This is a genomic window from Methylotenera sp. L2L1 (assembly GCF_000744605.1).
Taxonomy (GTDB): domain Bacteria; phylum Pseudomonadota; class Gammaproteobacteria; order Burkholderiales; family Methylophilaceae; genus Methylotenera.
The window spans coordinates 854616-877258 of sequence record NZ_JQMG01000001.1 but is presented as its reverse complement, the minus strand read 5'-3'; the positions used below and the strand labels follow the sequence as shown (position 1 = coordinate 877258).

20 protein-coding genes are annotated in these 22643 nt (G+C 44.0%); 6 read left to right on the top strand and 14 right to left on the bottom strand.

Annotated elements, in window-relative coordinates; genetic code table 11:
* Positions 1-14: 14 nt before the first annotated feature.
* The 4 genes from FG24_RS04120 (at position 15) to FG24_RS04105 (ending at position 4516) form a co-directional block, all read left to right on the top strand.
* Entirely contained in the window at positions 15-440 is a 426-nt protein-coding gene (locus FG24_RS04120) for a F0F1 ATP synthase subunit epsilon (RefSeq protein WP_036301338.1), read from the top strand.
* Between the two features lie 105 nt (positions 441-545).
* Positions 546-1916: a bifunctional UDP-N-acetylglucosamine diphosphorylase/glucosamine-1-phosphate N-acetyltransferase GlmU gene (gene glmU, locus FG24_RS04115; protein WP_036301336.1), complete on the top strand. Its 1371-nt coding sequence runs from the start codon at positions 546-548 to the stop codon at positions 1914-1916.
* 98 nt (positions 1917-2014) lie between these two features.
* The gene (glmS, locus tag FG24_RS04110) at positions 2015-3856 is read left to right on the top strand and encodes a glutamine--fructose-6-phosphate transaminase (isomerizing) (protein WP_036301333.1); all 1842 of its coding nucleotides are present in this window, start codon (positions 2015-2017) and stop codon (positions 3854-3856) included.
* A 33-nt stretch (positions 3857-3889) separates the two neighbouring features.
* The gene (locus FG24_RS04105) at positions 3890-4516 is read left to right on the top strand and encodes an adenylate/guanylate cyclase domain-containing protein (protein WP_036301330.1); all 627 of its coding nucleotides are present in this window, start codon (positions 3890-3892) and stop codon (positions 4514-4516) included.
* 28 nt (positions 4517-4544) lie between these two features.
* On the opposite strand, the gene FG24_RS04100 is transcribed toward FG24_RS04105, so the two are convergent.
* The gene (locus FG24_RS04100; protein ID WP_036301327.1) at positions 4545-5090 is read right to left on the bottom strand and encodes a YaeQ family protein; all 546 of its coding nucleotides are present in this window, start codon (positions 5088-5090) and stop codon (positions 4545-4547) included.
* Between the two features lie 145 nt (positions 5091-5235).
* Here FG24_RS04100 and ettA point away from each other — a divergent pair, with 145 nt between their 5' ends.
* Positions 5236-6900 carry an energy-dependent translational throttle protein EttA gene (gene ettA, locus FG24_RS04095; RefSeq protein WP_036303960.1) on the top strand — a complete coding sequence of 555 codons (1665 nt, stop codon included), beginning with the start codon at positions 5236-5238 and terminating at the stop codon, positions 6898-6900.
* Between the two features lie 109 nt (positions 6901-7009).
* Here ettA and FG24_RS04090 read toward each other — a convergent pair whose 3' ends face one another.
* The 6 genes from FG24_RS04090 to argS form a co-directional block, all read right to left on the bottom strand.
* A complete protein-coding gene (locus FG24_RS04090; protein WP_036301325.1) occupies positions 7010-7969 on the bottom strand; it encodes a hypothetical protein in 960 nt (319 codons plus the stop codon).
* Between the two features lie 12 nt (positions 7970-7981).
* Entirely contained in the window at positions 7982-8653 is a 672-nt protein-coding gene (locus FG24_RS04085) for a hypothetical protein (protein WP_036301324.1), read from the bottom strand.
* A 107-nt stretch (positions 8654-8760) separates the two neighbouring features.
* Positions 8761-9558 (bottom strand): SDR family oxidoreductase, encoded by a 798-nt coding sequence (locus FG24_RS04080; protein ID WP_036301320.1) that lies wholly within the window; start codon positions 9556-9558, stop codon positions 8761-8763.
* Positions 9559-9896: 338 nt separating this feature from the next.
* Complete coding sequence (locus FG24_RS04075) at positions 9897-10544, bottom strand: thiol:disulfide interchange protein DsbA/DsbL (protein WP_036301317.1); 648 nt, start codon at positions 10542-10544, stop codon at positions 9897-9899.
* A gap of 270 nt (positions 10545-10814) precedes the next feature.
* Positions 10815-11438 carry an SPOR domain-containing protein gene (locus FG24_RS04070; RefSeq protein ID WP_036301316.1) on the bottom strand — a complete coding sequence of 208 codons (624 nt, stop codon included), beginning with the start codon at positions 11436-11438 and terminating at the stop codon, positions 10815-10817.
* A gap of 9 nt (positions 11439-11447) precedes the next feature.
* Positions 11448-13106, bottom strand: coding sequence for an arginine--tRNA ligase (gene argS / locus FG24_RS04065; protein ID WP_036301315.1), 1659 nt, complete (start codon positions 13104-13106; stop codon positions 11448-11450).
* A gap of 260 nt (positions 13107-13366) precedes the next feature.
* Here argS and priA point away from each other — a divergent pair, with 260 nt between their 5' ends.
* The gene (gene priA / locus FG24_RS04060) at positions 13367-15691 is read left to right on the top strand and encodes a replication restart helicase PriA (RefSeq protein WP_036303958.1); all 2325 of its coding nucleotides are present in this window, start codon (positions 13367-13369) and stop codon (positions 15689-15691) included.
* 245 nt (positions 15692-15936) lie between these two features.
* On the opposite strand, the gene FG24_RS04055 is transcribed toward priA, so the two are convergent.
* The 7 genes from FG24_RS04055 to FG24_RS04025 form a co-directional block, all read right to left on the bottom strand.
* Positions 15937-16812 (bottom strand): hypothetical protein, encoded by an 876-nt coding sequence (locus tag FG24_RS04055; RefSeq protein ID WP_152553391.1) that lies wholly within the window; start codon positions 16810-16812, stop codon positions 15937-15939.
* Between the two features lie 140 nt (positions 16813-16952).
* Positions 16953-17705 (bottom strand): C39 family peptidase, encoded by a 753-nt coding sequence (locus tag FG24_RS04050; RefSeq protein WP_051901427.1) that lies wholly within the window; start codon positions 17703-17705, stop codon positions 16953-16955.
* Between the two features lie 136 nt (positions 17706-17841).
* Positions 17842-19041, bottom strand: coding sequence for a hypothetical protein (locus FG24_RS04045; protein ID WP_051901426.1), 1200 nt, complete (start codon positions 19039-19041; stop codon positions 17842-17844).
* Positions 19042-19078: 37 nt separating this feature from the next.
* Positions 19079-19705 (bottom strand): hypothetical protein, encoded by a 627-nt coding sequence (locus FG24_RS04040; RefSeq protein ID WP_051901425.1) that lies wholly within the window; start codon positions 19703-19705, stop codon positions 19079-19081.
* Positions 19706-19728: 23 nt separating this feature from the next.
* Positions 19729-20277, bottom strand: coding sequence for a hypothetical protein (locus FG24_RS04035; RefSeq protein ID WP_036301301.1), 549 nt, complete (start codon positions 20275-20277; stop codon positions 19729-19731).
* A 13-nt stretch (positions 20278-20290) separates the two neighbouring features.
* Positions 20291-20659 carry a hypothetical protein gene (locus tag FG24_RS04030; protein WP_036301299.1) on the bottom strand — a complete coding sequence of 123 codons (369 nt, stop codon included), beginning with the start codon at positions 20657-20659 and terminating at the stop codon, positions 20291-20293.
* Positions 20660-21022: 363 nt separating this feature from the next.
* Positions 21023-22387 carry a sigma-54 dependent transcriptional regulator gene (locus tag FG24_RS04025; protein ID WP_088178469.1) on the bottom strand — a complete coding sequence of 455 codons (1365 nt, stop codon included), beginning with the start codon at positions 22385-22387 and terminating at the stop codon, positions 21023-21025.
* Positions 22388-22643 lie beyond the last annotated feature (256 nt).

Below are 22643 nucleotides of genomic sequence, written 5' to 3'. Positions count from 1 at the left end.
TTTAAGGAAAAATAATGGCAAATACTGTTCATATTGATGTAGTTAGTGCAGAGGCAAGTATATTCTCAGGTGAAGCTGAGTTTGTAGTTGCACCTGCAAGTGCTGGTGAAGTGGGTATTTACCCTAACCATGCACCAATGATTACTACCATCAAGCCTGGCGCTTTGCGTATCAAGCAAGCGAATGAAGCTGAAGAAACGTTAATCTTTATCTCAGGTGGCTTGTTAGAAGTGCAACCTGGTGTGGTGACTGTATTGGCTGATACAGCAGTACGTGGTCACGACCTAGATGAAGCAAAAGCGATTGCTGCAAAAGAAGCTGCTGAAGAAGCGCTTAGAAACAGAACTTCAGATATTGACTATGCAACAGCACAGGCAGAATTGTCTGAAGCCGTAGCACAGATTCAAACAATTGAGCGTTTACGCAAGAAAACGCATTAATTGCAGTGAAGATGGTGTAAAAAAGCAAAAAGGCAACTTAGGTTGCCTTTTTTGTTATACTTTCCGAATAGAAACAGTGCTCATAGAAACAGACATTAATAACACATGAATAAATTAAATATCGTGATATTGGCAGCGGGTAAAGGTACCCGTATGCATTCTGATTTACCTAAAGTTTTACATGCGGTTGGTGCAAAGCCAATATTAGCCCATGTGATTAATTGCGCGAAGGCACTGCAGCCAAATAAGATTATCGTGGTCTATGGCTTTGGCGGAGAGCGTGTAAAAGAAGCCTTTAGTACCGAAGAGATTACTTGGGTGAACCAAGCTGAACAAAATGGCACTGGTCACGCTGTGCAGCAGGCGTTACCTTATCTAGAGTCTGATGCAGACACACTGATTCTACTAGGCGATGTGCCGCTGGTTGATGTTGAGGCTTGTCGCAAATTGATTGCACAAGCAGACAATAAACTGGCGATTCTTTCGTTTAATAAAGAAGACCCAACTGGATATGGCCGTATCGTGCGCGATGCTAGCGGACAAGTGCATGCGATTGTGGAACATAAGGATGCCACAGTAGCGCAGCGTGCGATTGTTGAGGTAAATACAGGCATTATGGCGATGCCTAACGCGCATCTTAAAAGTTGGCTATCCAGAATCACCAACAATAATGCACAGGGCGAATATTACTTAACGGATATTGTGGCGTTAGCGGTAGCAGATAAGATTAATGTTGTGGCTGAAATCACAAATGATGAGTGGTCTGTAACTGGTATTAATGCTAAAACTGATTTGGTGCAAATTGAACGCGTGTATCAAACTAGAGTCGCACAGGCATTATTGCAGCAAGGCGTTACTTTAAAAGATGCTGCGCGTATTGATGTGCGCGGTGATTTACGTTGCGGTCGAGATGTTGAGATAGACGTGAATTGCGTGTTTGAAGGTAATGTGACCTTAGGTGACCGCGTTAAAATTGCCGCTAACTGTGTGATTAAAAACGCAGTGATCGCTGCAGGTACGCAGATTGCCGCGTTTACGCATATCGATGACACTGCAGTAGGTGAGAATAGCCGTATTGGTCCGTTTGCGCGCCTACGTCCTGGTACTACCCTCGCCGCCGATACGCACGTTGGTAACTTTGTCGAGCTGAAAAATGCACAAGTTGACGTAGGCAGTAAGATCAACCATTTGAGTTATGTGGGTGATAGTACCGTAGGTAAGGCTGTGAACATTGGTGCAGGTACTATTACCTGTAATTACGATGGCGCGAATAAATTCAGGACGGTGATTGAGGACGGCGCTTTTATTGGCTCTGATTCACAATTGGTAGCGCCTATTACCATAGGCAAAAACGCAACCATTGCGGCAGGCTCAACCATTACTAAAGACGCACCGGCAGATGCCCTCACCTTCTGCCGTGCCAAAGACCAGAAATCTATTGTGGGTTGGAAGCGACCTGTGAAAATTAAAAAATAGCAGATTAATTAAATTGTAGGAGTCCAATTTATTGGACGAATTTAATAAATATTCGCGCAATAAATTGCGCTCTTACAAAAATATAAGAGAGTAAAACTATGTGTGGCATTGTAGGGGCAGTAGCAAATAGAAATGTTGTTTCAACCTTGATTGAGGGCTTAAGCCGCTTAGAGTATCGAGGGTACGATTCAGCAGGCGTTGCCGTATTAAACGACACAGGCATTGCGCGCGTACGTGCTGTTGGCCGTGTTTCTGCAATGACAGAAAAGGCGAATGAATCAAACCTAAGTGGTTTGGTTGGGATTGGGCACACACGTTGGGCTACGCATGGTGGCGTGACCGAAAGTAATGCTCACCCACATATGTCACCTAGCCATTTGGGTGGTGAAGTAGCGGTTGTACATAACGGCATTATTGAGAATCATGATGAACAGCGCGCGCACTTAAAAACCTTGGGTTATGTGTTTGAATCACAAACTGATACTGAGGTCATAGCGCACTTAATTCATCATTATCATCAAAGCCTACCATTGCTTGCAGCAACCCAAAAAGCTGTGAGCGAGCTTACAGGCGCATTTGCGATTAGCGTGATTTCTAAAAAAGAGCCTGAGCATATGGTGACAGCGCGTTTAGGTTGCCCGTTATTAATTGGTTTGGGTGAAGGCGAAAACTTTATTGCCTCTGATGTTTCTGCCGTGTTATCAGTAACACGCAAAGTGATTTATTTAGAAGATGGCGATGTGGCGGATATTCGCCGTGAAGGTGTGACCATTTTGGGCCGCGATGGCGTTGAGGTTACACGTAAAATTCATATGAGTGATGTGTCACTCGCTAGCCTAGAGTTAGGCCCATATTCGCACTTCATGCAAAAAGAGATTCACGAGCAACCACGTGCCTTAACCGATACGATAGAGGCATTGATTGATGATAATCACTTCTCACCTGCCCTGTTTGGTGAAGGTGCAGCAGGAGTGTTTGAGCAAGTGGACAGCATTTTAATCTTGGCTGCTGGCACGAGTTATTATGCAGCGCTAACCGCTAAGTACTGGTTAGAAAGCATAGCCAAAGTGCCGACCAATGTAGAAATTGCCAGTGAATATCGCTATCGTGAATCTGTGCCTAATCCACGTCAACTAATCGTGACGATTTCGCAGTCTGGTGAAACACTAGATACGATGGAAGCGTTAAAGCACGCTAAGGCATTAGGTCAGCATCTCACCCTTGCCATTTGCAACGTGCAAGAGAGCGCAATCCCTCGTGCTTCAGAGTTGGTGTTCTACACGCGTGCAGGGGCTGAAATTGGGGTGGCGTCTACCAAGGCATTTACAACGCAATTAGTGGCCTTATTTACACTGGCCGCAACACTGGCAAAACAGCGTGGCTTATTAGATAAAGAGACTGAACAATCGCATTTAAACGCATTGCGCCAATTAGCAGGTAGTGTTCAACATGCGCTGAACCTAGAGCCGCAAATTCGCGAGTGGGCAAAATCATTTGCCAACAAACAGCATGCTTTATTCTTAGGGCGAGGCATACATTACCCTATCGCTTTAGAAGGCGCATTGAAGCTTAAAGAGATTTCATACATCCATGCCGAAGCTTACCCTGCGGGCGAGCTTAAACATGGTCCCTTGGCGTTGGTAGATAGCGATATGCCTGTGGTAGTGATTGCACCTAATGATGCTTTGCTAGAAAAAGTAAAATCTAATATGCAAGAAGTTAAAGCGCGTGGCGGTGAGTTGTTTGTGTTTGCTGATGCAGACAGCCACTTTACAGAATCTGAAGGCGTGCATGTGATACGTACCCCACGCCATGTTGGCGTGCTCTCCCCTATTTTGCATACGATTCCAGTGCAGATGTTGGCGTACCATGCCGCATTGTTGAAGGGGACTGATGTGGATAAGCCTAGGAATTTGGCAAAATCCGTGACTGTAGAATAAGTTTCGCCTAGCATATTTAAGAATTGGAAAGTGATGAGTCACAACTCTAAAACCGTCATGCAAAATTCTGAAGGTCGCTTATATGACCTGATTGCACAGCGGTTGTTGCTTGATGCAAATAAAGATGAAATAGATCAGCGTATTTGGGATTTATTTGGCGAAGAGTGGTGCGTGATGATGACCGATTTGGCGGGTTTTTCTCGTCAAGTTGCAGAGTATGGCATTATTCATTTTTTGCAGACGATTTATGAATCTGAGCGTTTGCTGTTGCCAGTGATTGAGCAGCATGAAGGTTTTTTACTTAAAACTGATGGCGATTCTTTGTTAGTGATTTTTCGTAAGCCGCAAAAGGCCCTGCAATGCGCGCTAGTGATGCAGCAGACCTTAATTCCCTACAACGAAGCCAAACTTGAGCAGGAAAGAGTTCATCTGTGTGTGGGTTTGGGCTTCGGTAAGATTCTGCGCGTAGGTAATACCGAGGTGTTTGGTGCTGAGGTGAACGCAGCCTGTAAGCTGGGGGAAGATGTAGCTAAACAATGTGAAACGCTGGTGACAGGCGCATTTCAGCAAGCTTGTGCGGACTTTGCAGGGGCAACTTATCAAAAGTTAGAACACGCACCAGCAGGTGCAAGTTCTGCCTATAAAGTCATTTTTACTTAGTAAATATCCTTACTTAAAAACTGCCAAGTTAGTAAGTGCTTGGTTCTTTCAAAAGCACAGGGGTAATGTCTAAAGTGCCGCCGTCATGCCCCACCATGATTTGTCCATCTTGAATGGTGCAGCTGATATTAAAGCCACGCTCTGCAATATTTGCCAATTCTTTCGTGTCAGGTAAATTAATCACAGTGAGGTTGTTGATTTTAAGTAAGGCTTTGCTGTTGGCCGTCCACCACATATCAGCTATTCGTCCACCATAAAGCACTACCACCACTTGCTTGGCACGCCCAGCTGCTTTGCGGATATCTTTTTCTGTTGGCAAACCAACATCCATCCATAACTCGATGGCGCCTGTGAGGTCTTTTTGCCATAAGTCTGGCTCTTCTTCATCACTTAGGCCTTTGCCGAAAACAAGCGCCTCATTGGCGTACATGGCAAAGCCTATCAGCCGAACCATCACGCGCTCATCAGTTTCTGATGGGTGCTTGGCGATGGTCAAGTTGTGTTGCTGGTAGTAATTACGATCCATATCTGAAACTTGTAGATCGACTTTATAAATTGTGGATTTGATTGCCATTTAAGCGGTGCCTTTTATTGTTGGCACATTATACCTACATTCCCCTAGCCTTATTCATTGGCGATCATGGATTAGCATGAGGGATAGCGAGCAAGCATACGGGCTTTCTGTTAAGCTTTCATTTTTAAATTTGCAAGATAACATCATGGCTCAATATGTAATGTCGATGCTCCGCGTGAGCAAGATTGTTCCCCCTAAAAAACAAATTATTAAAGATATTTCTTTGTCTTTTTTCCCCGGTGCGAAGATTGGTTTGCTGGGTCTAAACGGCTCGGGTAAATCAACGGTGCTACGCATTATGGCAGGCGCTGATAAAGAGTTTGAGGGTGAGGTGCAGTGGCAGCCGAATATTTCGATTGGCTATTTGCCGCAAGAGCCGCAGTTAGATGCGAATAAAACCGTGCGTGAAGAAGTAGAAAGCGGCATGGGCGAAGTGATGGAGGCTAAGCAAAAGTTAGAGGAAGTTTACGCAGCCTATGCAGAGCCTGATGCAGATTTTGATAAGCTCGCTGAAGATCAAGCGCGCTATGAAAATATCATTGCTGCGAGCGGTTCTGATGTTGAGCATCAATTAGAAATCGCAGCGGATGCCCTACGCCTACCTGCGTGGGATGCAAAAATTGGCCCGTTATCTGGCGGCGAGAAGCGTCGTGTGGCGTTGTGTAAATTGTTGTTATCTAAGCCAGATATGTTGCTACTAGACGAGCCAACCAACCATCTGGATGCAGAGTCTGTAGAGTGGTTAGAGCAGTTCTTAGTGCGCTTCCCAGGCACGGTGGTGGCAGTTACCCATGACCGTTATTTCCTCGATAATGCGGCGGAGTGGATTTTGGAGTTAGACCGTGGGCATGGTATTCCATGGAAAGGCAATTACTCAAGCTGGTTAGATCAGAAGCAAGCGCGCTTAGCGCTAGAAGAGTCACAAGAGTCATCACGCCGTAAAGCGCTGAATACCGAGTTGGAGTGGGTACGTCAGAACCCGAAAGCACGTCAGGCGAAAAGCAAGGCGCGTATTGCACGCTATGAAGAGTTAGCGAGTGCTGAGTACCAGAAACGCAATGAAACACAGGAGATTTTTATCCCTGCCGGTGAGCGTTTAGGCGACCAAGTGATTGAGTTTAACGGCGTGAGCAAGGCATTTAAAGACCGTTTGCTGATTGATAACTTGAGTTTTAGCATCCCAGCTGGCGCGATTGTTGGGATTATCGGCCCGAACGGTGCAGGTAAATCTACGCTGTTTAAGATGATTACAGGCATGGAGCAACCAGATAGTGGTGAAGTGAACATCGGCCAAACCGTTAAATTGGCTTATGTAGACCAAAGCCGTGATGTGTTGAGCAGTGATAAGACCGTGTTTGATGAGATTTCAGGCGGCTCAGACATTTTAACGGTAGGCCGTTACGAAACGCCATCTCGCGCCTACATCGGCCGCTTTAACTTTAAAGGCGGTGACCAGCAAAAAATCGTGGGGCAACTGTCAGGCGGTGAACGTGGACGTTTGCATTTAGCGAAAACACTGATTTCTGGCGGTAACGTATTGCTGCTAGATGAACCGTCAAACGACTTAGATGTGGAAACATTACGCGCACTGGAAGATGCATTGCTAGAATTTGCAGGCAGTGTGTTAGTGATCTCGCATGATCGCTGGTTCTTGGACCGTATCGCAACGCATATTCTGGCGGCCGAGGGTGAGTCGCAATGGACGTTCTTTAACGGTAACTATCAAGAATATGAGGCTGATAAGCGTAAACGTTTGGGTGAGGAAGGCGCTAAACCTAAACGTATTCGCTATAAACCGATTGCACGTTAACCAAGTAGCGTGGGCAACAAGTTGTCCACTCCACAACTGCTTTGTGAGTCCGCCATATTTTAACTAACTTTTCGAGTTTATGTTAAGTTTTCTTAACATCTCTCATGTTTTATTCCTGCCAACTTGTTACCCGCCCATTTTCTGAATAAACATAAGTGCCTGACCTTTTGTAGATATGCTGAATATGAACACCGTAACTACCAACAGATTTATTTTCATTGTCAGGAATTCCCCAAGAAGCGTATAAGTCACAGGTACTAATATTTAATTTTAAAATTTGTTCTTTTGCTATATTTGCATTTACCTTCAGATTTCTACGGCTAGCTTCCCTTTTCATAATATTTTTCATATCAGCAGCCGAGCCAAAATCAGTAATGTATTCACCTCGTAGCATATAGCCGTAATACTCACAAAACTGCTTTGTTGAAATTATTTTAATTTCTTCGGGAGCATTTTTTAATGAAATAGCTTGTTGTTCCTTGTGAGCTTGTATTCGATCTGAGATTAGCTTTTCTTTTCTAGTCTTTTCTGCCTCTATGGTTGCTTGAGCTTCTGCCTCCCTTATAGCCTTTTTCCTTTGATTTTCTTCATCAATTAATTTATCACTTGCTAGCATTAGCTTTTTATCAGCATCAATCAGGCTTAATTTTTTTTCAGGTGGTATATTGCTTACGCATGCATCTTTAAGAAGAGTAAGGTCAACAGCATTATCTTCAGTGATGTATAGATTTTTAATATATCCATAGCTTGCATGCATGTCGTTATAAGTAATCTGTCCTTCACTGCTTCCATTGTCGATGGTGACCGAATACCAGGCACCAGCTTTCCAATTAAAAGGAGTCTTTTCCAAACTCTTTATCTGGATTTGTACAGGCTGATTAAGGATGTACTTATCGTTGGTTAGCTGGTTTTTGTATATTTTGAAATTTTCCACACAGGTGCTACTTTCGTAATTGACCCATAATGTTTTACCAATAATTGCATCATCATTATCAGGATTGAGGTTATCTGCGGATGCTGTAGCTGAGTATAAGAAAACTATAATTAATAGATATGTAAAAGGTTTCATGTTTTTATTCGATTAGTTTACTTTTGAACTACCTAAAGCACCGCCACCAGAGTTTATAGGGGCTAAAACGTGATCAAGAGGTATTTCGATAGAAGGACATGGTTTTTTGCATTTAAACACAAATTTAGTCAATATCTTGAAAGCGTGAGGATTTATAGTATGTACTTCAATGCTAGAGCCAGATCTTCTTTTAGTTGAAATAATTTTATTTTTTACTAAACTATAATGCGCCATATATATATCTGAATGCATAGGGTTTTTTTCAATCTCAGACAACTTTAATTTTTCTGAATTAAATAAGTCTAAATAATCCAACTCATTATTCGAGAGGTCAATTATTATTTCTCTGTAATTATCATCAGTTGCACGTTGATTGCTTAAATAGTTTTTAAGAACAATTGCCTTAAGTCTTAAGAAGTTCCAAGAGCTATTAATAATTAGTAGTGTTTTACCACATGTCCATATTAAACAATCAATTAAGATTGATGATACTGAAAAACAAAGAGTAAATACTAAAATGTTAACTGAGTATCTTGGCAAATCTATATTAGCTAGCGCTGCGTTAATGGTTGAAAGGATATTTGATAATCCTAATCCAGAAAAAAGCATAATAGTAAGCCCAACTTTAAATGCATTTTTGGGTAAGATAATTAATTTAAAAAACTCTATTACATAGTTGGTCATTATTTGTCAGCCTTAACAAATTTCTTATAGTTAGCTTTGTTGATGAGTAAGCATATGGACGGATTTTTTATTATCGCACTCAACATGGTACATATTGCGGTATTTGATTATTGAACATGAATGCGAGGTTTATGGGGTGCGTTCTTTGCAAGAAAGTCCCAAAGTACAGGCGGAATTAGTCGCATCAGCCTTGCCACCCAACCCATTTGCCATGGGATGACCACAAAGCGTCTTTTGCGTTTAATTGCATTTACAAATTTATGTGCAGCAATATCCGCATCCATTAAAAATGGCATTTTATACGTGTTGATGTCTGTCATTGGGGTGCGAATGTACCCGGGTGCAATGGTGGTAACCGCGATATTGTGATATAGCATCTCAACCCGTAAACTTTCAAGGTAGGCAATGGCAGCTGCTTTTGATGCGCTGTACGCTCCCGCTCCTGGTAAACCGCGTATGCCTGCAACGCTGGCGATGCCAACTAGTTGAGCTGTTTGGCCATGTTGGGCGGCTAGGCGCATGGCGTGGATAAATGGTTGAAACGTATTGACTAGCCCCGTGACGTTAATATCCATGACCGCTTGAAATGCGTTTGTGTCCTCTGCATTTTCTGTGAGCGTGCCGCTACTAACACCTGCACTGCCAATCACTATATTTGGTGCGCCATATTGTTGTGTGAAGTCATTGGCGGCAGCCACAAGTGCAGCGCTATCGCGTACATCTAAGGGGTAAATAGCACACTTGATGTTGTAACTAACTTCTAGAGCATGCTTGAGTGCTTGTAAGTGCTCACTGCGTCTAGCCGCTAGACCAATAATGGTATTTTCATTTTGATAGCGTTTTGCATATTCATATGCAAGTGCTTCACCTATACCACTTGATGCGCCTGTGATAAAAACTTTCATGACTATCTTTCATTGATTGGTTGATATAGCTATTCCACTAAATAATCCTACTACCAGCTAATCATTCCGTGCTTGACACGTAATCAAGTGACTTAAAGACTCTGGGTACCGACTTTCGTCGGTATGACGATTTGTGCGATGGGACACAGCATCAGATTGTTTGACGGAGTAGCTATAGCTGAATGACCATATTAGTATTAAATACATATTGATACTAAATATAAAAAACCCGTTTTTACCATCAGGTAGAAACGGGTTTTTTAAGTTCAGCATATGTTTACAGCATCACCAGTTAAAGAGCTTTTGGTAAAGTGCCTTAAACCAATGAGTGGGCGCTGTTACTTTTTTGCTGGGGTAGCTGCCTTGGCTTTATCAGCACGAATATTTGCGATGATATAGTCAGCTGTTTTAAGTGCTAAATCATTGTTACCAGCCATAGTGCTTGAGGTAATGAATTGACCGTTGATAATCAAGCTAGGTACACCTGTTGCGCCAGATGAGCGGAAGATATTCGCTGCACGGTTTAGGCTAGTGTTGGTCGCAAATGAGCCAAAAGCCTCTTCAACTTTTTTCTTATCTAGGCCACTTTGTTGCGTTACCCAGTCAATCGCTGCTTTTTCATCAGTTGGTTTAAGTGTTTTTTTAGTGTGGATAGCATCAAACAATGGGGTATGTAGTTTCTCTAAAACACCGAGCGTTTCCATTGCGTAGTAAGCTTTTGCCATCGGGGCCCATGCTTGATGCGGCAAGCCTGGTACACGTTTAAATACGACGTCAGCCGGTAGTTTTTTTACCCATGCGTTTAATGGTACTTCCATGCTGTGGCAGTGGCCACAACCATACCAAAATAGCTCGACTACCTCAATTTTGTTAGGGGTGTCAGTATTAATGGTTTGCGCGGTACGATCAAAGTCTTTGCCCATTTGTGGGGCAGCCATCACGCTAAATGAGGCCAGCAACATTAAAGCGGTTAATAATTTTTTCATTGATATTGTCCTTGTTAACGATTCTTTAAATTGGTGATTAAAAATTCAGCTATTCTATTTAACATTTATTCAGAAGCAAGTTCTCTAAATATGTTTGTTGAAACGTGTCATGTTGAATTTGGCTGACAATTGTTTTTAGATTCTATTTATTTTTTTAGTTACTATTTTTGTTGTTTATTATTGAGTGCAATTTGCACAAAATTTACTTTGCATCGGATTCCATGCGTCTGACTCCATCACACTAATCCTACCCATAGACCAGCCATAAGCCTATTGGGTTTCATTATTGACTGTAATTAAATCAGATTTAAAACCATTGCTTGCTAAATCTGCTTTTGTTTTGTTAATAAGCTCCAGATTTTTCAGTGGGCCAACACGAACACGATGCCAAACGCCCTTGTTAGGGATAGTGGCGGTTTGTACCAGAGCCTCAAAGCCTTGTAACGCTAGTGTGGCTTTCATGTTGTCAGCCTCTTCTTCGGTTTGGAATGCGCCAACTTGAAGAAAATAAGTATTTTGTACGGAAGGTTCCGCACTTTGCTCTTTAATTTTAACTTCTTCTGTGCTTACTTGGCGCTCGCTTCCAGGCAGAATCGTGTAAAAATCAAAACGTGTTTTATCTTCAGTGGTTTCTGAAGTTTCAGTTTTTGCTTCTTGTGCTTTATCGTTGTCTTTAGCCGCTTGCACTTTAGCGCTTTCCGCTATTTTCTCAGAGAGTGGTTTTTCAGGAGAGGCTAAATCCGCAAATGGGCTTTCTTCACCTTTAATCATCATGACTACAGTTAAAGATGCGGCTACGCCTAATAAGAAGCCGACTAATAGGCCTGTGATAAAGGGGTTGCCTTGGCTTTGTTTTGCGGTGCGCTCTGGTCTTGGTTTGTAATCTCTACTCATCTTGTTTCCTTACATTCTCTCTTTGGCGGCAACACCAAGTAAATCCAGTCCATTTTTAAGGACTTGCTGGGTAGCGCTAATTAGGCTTAAGCGAGCGAGTTTCAGTGACTCGTCTTCAATCAAGAATTTATATTCGTTGTAGTAGCTGTGTAAGTCACTGGCTAATTCTTTTAAGTAATTCGCCACCACGTGCGGTGCTAATTCAGTTGCTGCATTGGCTACTACTTCTGGGTACTCACTTAAGCGTTGCATCAGTGCAGTTTCATGCGCGGTGACTAGTGGGTTTAAATTGGCGTTAGCCAAGCTGCTGATATCACCACCCCACTGGCTTAGTACACTGCAAATACGCGCATGTGCATATTGAATGTAATACACTGGGTTGTCGTTGCTTTGGCTACGCGCTAAATCAATATCAAATACTAATTGTGAATCGGCGCGGCGTGCGGCTAAGAAGTAGCGCGTTGCATCGCAACCTACCTCTTCAATTAAATCACGTAAGGTGACGTAGCTACCTGCACGTTTTGAAAGTTTAACTTCTTCACCGCCGCGCATCACGGTCACCATTTGATGCAATACGTAATCTGGCCAGCCTTTTGGGATGCCGATATCTAACGCCTGCAAGCCTGCGCGTACGCGGGTGATGGTGCTGTGATGGTCTGCGCCCTGCTCGTTAATCACGCGTACAAAGCCACGGTTCCACTTGTCGGTGTGGTAAGCAACATCGGGGACAAAGTAAGTGTAGCCGCCATCAGTTTTACGCATGACACGGTCTTTGTCATCACCAAAGTCTGTGGTTTTAAGCCAAAGCGCGTCGTTATCTTCATAAGTGTGGCCGCTTTTAATTAAGGCTTGAACCGTTTGCTCAACCTTGCCAGTCGTATAAAGCGCACTTTCTAGTGAAAAAACGTCAAACTTAATTTGAAACGCTTTTAAGTCTAAATCTTGCTCATGACGCAAATACGCCACGCTAAAAGTGCGAATTGAGTTCAAGTCATTGATATCGCCACTCGCAGTCACTTCAATGTCGTCTGCAACCACGGTATGCTTGGCTAAGAATGCCGCTGCAATATCATTGATATATTCGCCGCGATAGCCATTTTCAGGAAAGCTTTCATGCTCGGTAGAGATGCCTTTGCATCTTGCCAACACTGAGATGGTGAGGTTATCAATCTGAGCACCAGCATCGTTGTAATAGAACTCACGGGTGACATCCCAGCCGTTTGCATCCAAGAGGCGAGCCAAGCAGTCGCCCACCGCTGCGCCGCGGCCATGACCCACATGCAGAGGGCCGGTTGGGTTCGCTGATACAAACTCTACCTGTACTTTTTGCTGTTGACCGTTGTTGTTACGGCCGTATTGCGCACCCGCATTGAGAATGTCTTTAATCACAACCTGCTTAGATTGTGGGCTTAAAAAGAAGTTAATAAAGCCAGCACCTGCAATTTCAGTTTTAGCGATATATTCACTGACTGGTAATGCTGCAATAATTTGTGTGGCGATTGCGCGCGGATTTTGTTTTAACGGTTTTGCTAAAACGAGCGCTAGATTTGTGGCAAAATCGCCATGGTCGGCTGATTTTGGGCGCTCTAATATAATCGTTAGGTCAGTAATGTCTGGCGCAATACTTTTTGCGGCAGTGGTCAGTAATTGGGTAAGATGTGTTTTCACAATAATTGCATATAAAGCTAAAAACGGTATTTTAACCCATATTAGTGATTAGCACGTTAGTCATCATGTGCCAGTGAATACATCAAGCTTAATGGTTTAAGATAGCTACTCCATATGCAAGAAAAGCGATTATAAATATGTGTTAAATACGCCAATTGCCGGTAAAAGCAGCATAATGGACGACCAATTATGCTTAATCTTCTGTGAACCTAAGATACTTTTAATCTAATAAACTTTTTACGCCAATATTGTTACTGCCATTGTCTAAACCCATCTTAAAAATTGCACTTGATGTACCGCTCGCACGCTTATTTGATTATTTAAGTGCGGATCAACACGTAGAGATTGGCCAGCGCGTACTGGTACCGTTTGGGCGCCGTAATCAAATTGGCATTGTGATAGACCACACTGATAGCAGTGAGTTTGCCATAGAGAAACTTAAGCCAATTACGCAGGCGTTTGTTGAAGAAGCGCCGCTTGATGCTGAAGTGTTAAGTTTGATTAAGTTTAGCGCGGATTATTATCACTATCCGTTTGGCCAGGCGTTGTTAGCAGCTTTACCTGCACGTTTGCGCCAAGTGGCACCAGCGGTTTCGCGTAAACAATATTTATATCAAATCACTGATTTAGGCCGGCAGGTTGACCTTGAGGCTATGCCCAAAAGGCAGCGTGTGTTGCGCCAAGTATTGACAGCATTGCAGGCAGATAACGCTCAAACTGAAGCAGAGCTTGATGCGCTGTCAGGTAGTGCGCGTAAGGCGGCAAAAGAACTAGTGGCTTTGGGCTATGCGTCAAGCGAGCAAGTGTTGGCGGTCAAGCGTGTGCCTGCCATATTAGAAACACCGCAACCTGCGCTGAATGATGAGCAAGCGCAGGCCGTGGCAAGTATCACGCAAGACATTAAGGCGTTTAGAGCGTGGTTATTGCATGGCATCACCGGAAGTGGAAAAACCGAAGTTTATATCCGCTTGATGCAACATATATTGCAAGCATCGCAAGATAAACAAGAAGTACAAGATAACCCAGAAGCAAAAAATAATACGGGTGACTCGGCTGCAACAAAGCCTGAACAAATCAGTGCTCAGATACTGGTACTAGTGCCCGAAATTAACCTGACCCCCCAGCTAGAGGCAAGGTTTAGAGCGCGATTGCCTCAATATAGTTTAGTGAGTTTACATAGCAGCCTGAGTGAGAGTGAGCGCTTACATAACTGGCAGCTTGCACAGGCGGGAGCAGCACAGATTATTATTGGGACGCGGCTTTCAATTTTTACGCCTATGCCTAATTTAAAGCTGATAATTATTGATGAAGAGCATGATAGCTCCTATAAGCAGCAAGATAGCATGCGTTACCATGCGCGCGACGTTGCTTTGGTGCGTGCAAAACGGCTCAATATTCCTGTGGTGATGGGGTCTGCAACCCCTGCGTTAGAAAGCTGGTACAACGCAATGGGCAGTCATGCGCAGGCTTTAAACGCAGCACCTAGCAATAGTCAGCCTAATAAATATGGCTTGCTCACATTAAAACAGCGCGCGGTGACGGCCGCACGGCTGCCTAAGATTGATTGTATTGATACCACTAAGGTCAATTTACAGTATGGATTAACACCACAGCTTGTTTCAGCGTTGCGTTTACGGTTGGAGCGTAAAGAGCAGTCGCTATTATTTATCAATCGCCGCGGGTATTCGCCGGTCCTATTGTGTTCCGCTTGCCACTGGATTGCGCCTTGCACGCGCTGTAGTAGCCGCTTGGTGGTGCACTTAGGGCAAAGAAAATTGCGCTGCCATCACTGTGGGCATGAGCAGCGTATTCCGAATCAATGTCCAAGTTGTGGCGATGCGGATTTACACCCGACCGGTCATGGTACGCAGCGCCTGGAGCAGACCTTAGCTACCCTGCTCCCAGCAGCGCGTATCGCAAGGGTGGATCGTGACAGCATTAGCCGCAAGCATGCTTTGGTTGAAATTCTAGATCGTGTACATAATCAGGAAATAGATATTTTAGTGGGCACGCAGATGCTGGCTAAAGGACATGACTTTCCTAACTTAACGTTAGTGGGCGTGATTGATACTGATAGCGCCCTGCATAGCCCTGACTTTAGGGCGAGCGAGCGCTTGTTTGCACAGCTGATGCAGGTTGCTGGGCGTGCGGGTAGAGCTGATAAAGCGGGGCAAGTAATTATTCAGACGGCATTTCCAGATCATGCCTTGTTCAATGCATTGCGTACGCAAGATTACGCAAGCTATGCCAATGATTTGCTGCAGGAGCGTGCACAGGTGCAGTTCCCACCTTATGTCTTCACTGCATTGTTGCGTGCGGAAGCGCATGATTTTGCGTTGGTACAGAAATTTCTACAGTTTGCGTTTGAGCAGGCGCGCCAGCTTGGTCAGCATGTCATGACTTATGACCCAGTGAGGCCGCAGATGGAGCGCTTAAAAGGGATGGAGCGTGCTTATATTTTAATGCACTCAACCCAACGGCCAGCATTGCAAAAGCTGTTGACACAATTGGTGCATCAATTAAGGTCTGAACCGATAGCGGCTAAGGTGAGATGGGCAGTGGACGTGAATCCATTGGAGTTTTGATACACAAGTTATGCTGGCGTGATGAGAGTTAAGAGAGGTGAGGAAGATACGCCAATGATGATGGATAACCATTGTTTCATGCCCATGGAGCGAGCGATTACTAAAATCGCAAGTGTTGCCTTGGCATTAGACTTTACCATAAGCGCATCTTCCACACCTCTCTTAACCTATTTTATACCTTATGTTAATCGTAGATGATTAACACTGGATGACTACATTTCCTAGATGGCTAACCTCAGTTGAGCCTAAAAGCTATGTTGAGGCAGACTCTTCAAACTTTGTATTGCTGCAAAAGCACTGGTGCTACCGTTGCCTGTTGCTGCATTTAAACCAATATGCATGGTAATTGCGTTATGAATTTGGTTAAGATCCCCGCCAATCCGTGCAGCTTGGAACATGCCCTGATTCCTAATTTCTTGTAGTATCTGCCCTTGTCCAGGCACCATCACATTAACACCAATACTGTTATTTGACAGTGTGACCGTGGCGACAGTTCCGTCACTGGCTGTGGCTGATACTAATCCAGCCTGACTGCCTACTGCATCGGCGATAGAGCCGCCTTGGTTAGCCGATGTTAGCTCCACTTGCATGTCGATGCCGTTATGAATGCTGTTAGAAGCGCCAGCGACTTGTATGGTTTGTGAAACACCGCTGATGTTGGCTAAGCCTGCACCGCCACTGACATTGTTATTTCCATCCGATTGCTGAGCGGTCACAGTGTTTTGAGATTGTTCGATACTGACAGTTGGTACATAGTGCACAGATGGCGTGTTGGATCTAAAGTCTATATTGAGGTTAGCGCCAGCAGTAATGACATTGCCTGTTGAGGTTTCCCATTGGCTAATCATTTCCACCCCAAAATATAGCACTTGGTTGTTACTTGCGAACTTACCGCGCATATGGCCCAGATCGTTATCAGAAACCTCTTGCATACCATTAAAAACTTCTATGTCTGGTGGTAAGGCTGCACTGGTTACAGGGCTAATAGCAATAACGCTAGCTAACATGAATGCAATTTTCTTAGAGGGAGTTGCCAGCACACTAGATTGATGCGCCGTTTTCAAATTCAATTGGTGTAAATATTGCGCGTGTTGAATCGAATTCATTGTAGAGATGTTCATTTTTAAAACCTCCTAAACTCCTCAGCTACATTTATTTCTAATTGCTCTTGATGTTGTACCTAAATGTATTGCTGTTGAGTGCATGTGAACGAACTACTTTCTTCATTAATTCTGTTGCGTTAGTGTCTACTTACTAAATTTTATAGTCCTAGCATATCTGAACGCACAAACCCAAAATCAAACAGTTCTGCGTCGGTTAAAGGGTGAAATGAATCGGTTAATGTTCTAGCCGTTAATTGTTCTTTTGGTTTGAGTAAGATAGATTCACGATCAAAGTCTTGTCCAATGACAGCAAATACAATGCCATTCCAGTTGGCATCAAATTCACTTCTTTTCATGATGCGGTTACCTAAGGCAGGGTCTGCGATATAAGCTCTTTCCGCAGTAGATTTTTTTAGTACAACAAAGTGTTTGTAACCTTTGTAGTTAAGTAAAACAATGGTTGGAATCGTGACCTTTTCTAAGGTCTCAGGGGTGACGTTATAGCCACGTCCGCGGAAGCCAATGCTTTGCGTGTAGTTTTTAATATCCAATAGAGAAAACCCTTTTTGACGCACTAATTCAGGGTCGCTCACTTTTAATAAGCCTTCGATGACATCTTCTTCAGTTAAATTTTTCTTATATGCATAATTCAAAATAGTCGCTAATGCAGCAGCCCCACAGCTAAAGTCAGTGTGTTGTGGCACCATATCTGTAAACTTTAACTCCCGCATGCTCAGCATGTCTTTTTGAATGACCCCCATGCCCGGCACTATGCCACCGAATCTAATATCGGTTGCCATGGCTGGGTGCATCAATGCAGACGAGATAGTGACACTTACATGCATGACGACAATCATCGTGAGTACACGTATTGATTTATGAGTCAGTGTGTATTGATGGGTATGTAACATCGCAATTCTCTTTTCGTAACACAGCGTGATGCGAGCGGTAAGAAGTAGCGAAGTCCCCACTAGAAAAAGCTAGCGGGGACCTGCGAGACGGCCTTTTGGGCTGTCAGTGCACGATAGTTGTGCTATCTAAGCACCATTACTCACCGCCACCACCACTTCCGCCGCCAACGCCAGCTTGTGTAGCAGAGATTGCTAGGCCGTTATATTGCTGATTGTTGGTACCTGATGCGATGTTAACGCCAATATTGCCAGAAGCGTTCATCAGTGCGTTATCACCTAGGGTCGATGTATTTGTTGTTGCTAGGTTAGTCGCTACAACCACTGGAATATAACCAGTCACACTGCCAGATAAAGTCTGGGTGCCAGATTCATAAAATCCTAGGCCGCCACCCTCTGTACCTGAATATGTGCCATTGTTGCCAAATGCAAGCGCACCGCCGTCATCGTTAAGGTCACTACCGCCTTGAGTTGCTGTATCTAGGTCAAAGTGACCAGTTTGGCTACCATTAGGGTGAGTGTTACCTGTCCAAATATCAGGGTAGACATTGCCAATCTGATCGGAAGTACCAGTTGTGGTGCCTGATGCGCTACCAGAATAGGTACCACTACCAGAACCAGAGTAACCGCCAGTCGCGCTAAGGGCTAGGTTGACAGCAATATTCTGTATTTCTTCTTTACTGATAGGATCGTTAGAGGTTGTGTTATGACCATTGATTTGAGTTACTTCAACAGTGGCAGTGGCCATGCGAGCAACAGCTACAGATGCAGCAAGGTCATTTTTTTGCTGATTATTGTTACCAGCAGAAATATTAACACCGATGTTACCGCTGGCATTAGCAAGTGCGTCACCGCCAAGTGCCGCTGCATTAGTTTGGCCTAAGTTAGTGACGTTGTTGCCAACCACAGCTTGCGTTGCAAAGACCTCGGCATCAGATGAACCAAACACAAAGCTGGCATCAGCGGCAGAAAATGCGGCTGCGTTAGCTTGTTGGTTGTTATCACCTGCGGTAACGTTGATACCAATGTTACCACTGGCACTATTAAGTGCATTGCCGTCTACAGTTGCAGTGTTGGTGGATTCATTATTGGTCACTTCATTGTCACCGTTAATTTGCTTGTCATTAACGATTGCTGCAGAACTAGCGTCAATATAAATACTACCGCTCACATCGACTGTACCTTCAATTTCTACATCTTGTTCCAAGCTAATTTCTTTTTTGATTTCGACATCTTCATGGCCTCGACCACGATCGTTATCATTAGCAAATATTGCTGGCGAAGTGAGCAAAGCGGCCACTGCCAACGCGATGGATTTTTTTTCAAAAGACGATTTCATGTTATTCTCCTAATTGCGGTTGGTAAAGAACTTGAAATTACGGCTTTGCGCCCAATTGCACTTGGAGCGCAAAGTTATTGGCCGTACTATTGCCCGACCCTGCCGATTGGTTGACCTGAACTAGCCCGTGTGCACCATGAAACGCAGTATCATCAATCGATACTGCTTGGTGACGCTTGCTGTTTCCTGCGTCAATCGGTACTGCATTTGAAGTCGCGGCAGAAAGCACGCTTTCTGCTATCACTTCCTCAAATCCCATTGCGAATGCTGCGCCATTCGCTTGTGCGTTACCTACACCACTTGATTGATTCACCGAAATCAAACCTGAGCTATATGCAAAGGCTTGACCGCCGATGGCGGCAATCGCGATGTCTGGTAAATTAGCTTGATGAGAACCAATGGCCTGCATGCCATTCACGATGCCAATCGCTGGGCCATTTTGTGTGCCAAGCGCGATGGCTGCGGCATTTGCTTGGGTGTTGGAGTCCCCTGCTGTCATGTTGACAGCAAAGCGACCACGCACATGGCTTAATACATTGCTATCAATAACACTTTGCGTCATATAGCTAGGAATATCAGGCAAGTTATCTTGTGCAATTGCTAACTGGCTATGCAGTACAGATAGCGGGATTAATAATACTGAGACTAAGATTTGTGAGTTCATGATGGTTTCCTCATGCTCTTTTCTTACTGGCCGCTACTACGCATAATGGCGCCAGTCATGCCGTTTAATGCATTACTAGTGCCATTAAGCCCAGCGTTAATTTGACTTGGCAAACCGCCAACCGCACCACCAACTGCGCCGCCAATCGTACCTGATAGCGTTGATGTTGCTGATTGTGCTGGATGGCTGTTGCCTAGGCCATAGCTGTTGAGCACAGCCCCCGATAGTTTGTTTGTGTCAGTGGTAACGTTTAATGATGCTGGGGTGTTAGTAGAAATTGCGGAAAATTCAGCATCATCTAACTCAATTGGCTTAACCCCTATACTTTGACCCACAGACGTTTTAATCTTGTCATCTGGTGAAGTGTCAACGGTGACTGCGCGCCCAGGTTGACCATCACGGATGGCTGGGCGGACTGACACTTCACGTTGTAGTACGACAATGCCGTCTGCTGCCAATGCTGTCGTGGTCGGCACAGTTGAACCTAAAATAATAAGACCTGACATAACAAACTCACACAATAGTGAAGCAGTGCTTGCTTGCTGTCCTATTTGTAAGTGCTTGTTGTGCATGATATGGATTCCTTTATTTTTGAATGACGGTCAACGTAATCACAGGGCGGCTACTCATTTCATGATGTGTGCCGCCTTTGTTACCCTGCCTACCTTCATCCCAAAGAATAATCGCTAATTTTGAGTCACTGTCTAAAGCAGTGACTTCCGCACCTTTACCGTTAATCGATGATAAATCTGTATCGTCTATCGTCACGGTATCATCACCCAACCAATTCAGTTCATTGGGTTCGGAGGTAATCTCCGTAGCGCCGGCAAATGCTAAACTTGAGCTACAAAACACCGCAATCACGAGTACTCTAACGACGATGTCAGCTAAATGCTGATCGCTATTTAGATGTTGATTCTCATGTTTGCTTAGTAGCTTTGATACCCAGTACATATTGCCTGCTCCTCAACTTGTCGATGCGATAACATTGCGCATCGAATCGTTGGGATAGGTATAGCAATCGGCATGCCAACTATATAAGATGTTGTTTTTATTGTATATTTATGGAAAATAAGAACTGGCTGCTAGGATATATATGTACTGAATTTGTGACAGATGTTAGGTGTTATTTTTGTATCTTATTGAATTTAATGAATAAATTAAGTTTTAAAAAGTGTATCAAAATTGCAACAGTGATGTTTTAAAGAGGTAACAAGCCGGTTTGGGGCTGACGGTGGAGGTGCCTAAGCAAGTATGGGTGAGTTAAAAGCAGGGAAATTAGATATAGAAAATTAAATGATTACGAATGATTATATTTCAGGATTTAGGCATTAAGTCGTACTTTTCCATTAATCGGTATAAGGTCGCACGGGATACCCCAAGCATACGTGATGCAAGTGTTAGATTGCTGTTGTTTTTATGCAAGGCATTGCGAATCGCCTCCATCTCAGCGGTATTTCTAGCAGACTCAAGTGTTGTTATGTGGCGCTCACCATTCCTGCGGTCAAGATCTAAATCTTCTGGCGCGATAAGGCGTCTTTCACACATCACCATGGCTCGCCTAACTCTGCTGATAAGCTCTCGTACATTGCCAGGCCAAGCATAGTGATTCATCAACTGCAATGCCGATGGTGAAAACCCTTTGACGTTGCGTCTTTTTTCGTTAAAAAACTTATCAAAGAAGTATTTAGCAAGCACTTCAATATCACCTTCTCTATCGCGTAGTGCAGGCGTTTTAATTTTTAATACATGCAGTCGATAATATAAATCCTCTCGAAACCGCCCCTCTTTTACTGCAGCTTCTAGGTCAATATGTGTCGCTGCAAGCACACGCACATCAACGTGAATTTTCTCCGTACTGCCTAAGCGTTCAATGGTTTTTTCTTGTAAAAAACGCAAAAGATTCACTTGTAATTCCAGCGGTAAATCACCAATCTCATCCAGAAAAATGGTGCCACCGGATGCGGCTTCAATGCGGCCAATTTTACGCTGGCTAGCACCAGTAAATGCGCCCTTTTCGTGGCCAAATAGCTCTGACTGAATCAACCCACTGGGTAGAGAGCCACAATTGACCGCAACAAATGGCTTGTGATGTCGAGCTGAGCGTTCGTGTAGCGCCAGTGCTGCAAGCTCTTTGCCTGTCCCGCTTTCGCCAGTAATCAACACAGGTGCGTCTACGCTGGCCACCTTGCGTATATTTTTAAATAAGTCCAGCATCTGCGGGCTGGCACCCACCATTTCATCTTCACTAGGCTGCAATTCTAATTGCAATTGCCGTGCGGCAGGGTTATCCCGTTTCATGAGCGCCATGCCTTCAGCATGTCCTAGTGTAGCGAGTAGTTTTTCTGTTTCTGGTGGTAGCGTATGAAAGTCGTAGAAAGATTCACTAATAATTTGCTTGATGTGGTGATTGTTAATCGCCTTTTTAGGGATTAAAGCAACCCATTCTATTTGATCTACGTTTCTGAAAAAATTTTCAATAGGTACTGGCAGGCGCCCGTTTGCATCGTCAAATTGGGCGATAGCAACCCGTGGGGTGTATTTGTACAGTATGTTTTGGGCGCTAGGGACATCTTCGGCCAGCTTTACATGCCAGCCCGCACCGTTGATTTCACCTACCAAAATCGGGGGTGTAGACGATGTGTTAAAGTAAAGCAGATGACGGTATTCAATTTCATGCATGATTGGGTTTCCGTTTTGCATCTTATAGGCGGCATCACGGTTTATCCAATATCAGGCATGGTTAATGGTGATAGTGAGGCGTATAAGCCACCTTAAGTGAAGCTTTACAACGAATCTGCATCGTATATTGATTCAACGGGTTTGAAACTAAGGGCGACACCTTAGTATGTTTGGGGTAAAGCGTTTAACTTTGAGCACTATTAATGTGAGCGTGTGGCGATTGGTGTTGACTGGCGGGAAGGTTACCTAGTAACCA